This is a genomic window from Pseudomonas sp. 18173 (assembly GCF_050432945.1).
In the GTDB taxonomy this organism is placed as follows: domain Bacteria; phylum Pseudomonadota; class Gammaproteobacteria; order Pseudomonadales; family Pseudomonadaceae; genus Aquipseudomonas.
Genome location: NZ_JBKFTN010000068.1, coordinates 1 through 1,483, shown reverse-complemented (window position 1 = coordinate 1,483; position 1,483 = coordinate 1). Strand labels below are relative to the sequence as shown.

The 1,483-nt window shown below is 67.2% G+C and carries 1 protein-coding gene; it reads left to right on the top strand.

What is annotated here, in order from left to right; translation table 11 throughout:
• Window positions 1-1,483, top strand: a 1,483-nt coding sequence (gene hutH, locus ACLD1X_RS29060; RefSeq protein ID WP_429373721.1) for a histidine ammonia-lyase, incomplete at both ends; no start/stop codon positions are given.

Here is a 1,483-nt window from a genome sequence, read left to right as displayed (position 1 = left end):
AACCTGATCCCCGGCCAACTGAGCCTCGCCCAACTGCGTGCCGTCTATCAGCAGCCGGTGAAGCTGACCCTCGACCACAGCGCCGCGGCCCAGATCGAGGCCAGCGTGGCCTGCGTGGAGCAGATCCTCGCCGAGAACCGCACCGCCTACGGGATCAACACCGGTTTCGGCCTGCTGGCTTCGACCCGCATCGCCAGCGAAGACCTGGAAAACCTGCAGCGCTCGCTGGTGCTGTCCCACGCCGCCGGTGTCGGCCAGCCGATCAGCGACGAACTGGTGCGCCTGATCATGGTGCTCAAGGTCAACAGCCTGAGCCGTGGTTTCTCCGGCATCCGCCGCGTGGTGATCGACGCGCTGATCGCCCTGATCAACGCCGAGGTGTACCCGCACATTCCATTGAAAGGCTCGGTCGGTGCCTCCGGTGACCTGGCGCCGTTGGCGCACATGTCGCTGGTGCTGCTGGGCGAGGGCAAGGCGCGCTACAAGGGCGAGTGGATGGAAGCCACCGAAGCGCTGAAAGTCGCCGGTCTGACCCCGCTGACCCTGGCCGCGAAAGAAGGCCTGGCCCTGCTCAACGGCACCCAGGTGTCCACCGCGTTCGCCCTGCGCGGCCTGTTCGAAGGTGAAGACCTGTTCGCCGGCGCCCTGGCCCTCGGCGGCCTGACCGTTGAAGCGGTGCTGGGTTCGCGTTCGCCGTTCGACGCGCGCATCCACGCCGCCCGTGGCCAGCAAGGCCAGATCGACGCCGCCGCCGCTTACCGCGACCTGCTGGGCGAGCGCAGCGAAGTCTCCGACTCCCACGAAAACTGCGAAAAGGTCCAGGACCCGTACTCCCTGCGCTGCCAGCCGCAAGTCATGGGCGCCTGCCTGACCCAGTTCCGCCAGGCCGCCGACGTGCTGGCCATCGAAGCCAACGCCGTCTCCGACAACCCGCTGGTGTTCGCCGCTGAAGGCGACGTGATCTCCGGCGGCAACTTCCACGCCGAGCCGGTGGCCATGGCCGCCGACAACATGGCCCTGGCCATCGCCGAAATCGGTTCCCTGAGCGAGCGCCGCATCTCGCTGATGATGGACAAGCACATGTCGCAACTGCCGCCGTTCCTGGTGGCCAACGGCGGCGTGAACTCCGGCTTCATGATCGCCCAGGTCACCGCGGCGGCCCTGGCCAGCGAGAACAAGGCGCTGTCCCATCCGCATTCGGTGGACAGCCTGCCGACTTCCGCCAACCAGGAAGACCACGTGTCGATGGCCCCGGCAGCCGGCAAACGCCTGTGGGAAATGGCCGAGAACACCCGCGGGATTCTCGCCGTGGAATGGCTGGCGGCGGCCCAGGGCCTGGACCTGCGCAATGGCCTGAAGACCTCGCCGAAACTGGAAAAGGCCCGCGCCATCCTGCGCAACGAAGTGCCGTTCTACGAGAAGGACCGTTTCTTCGCGCCGGACATCAACGCGGCGACCGAGTTGCTGGCGTCGCGCTGCCTGA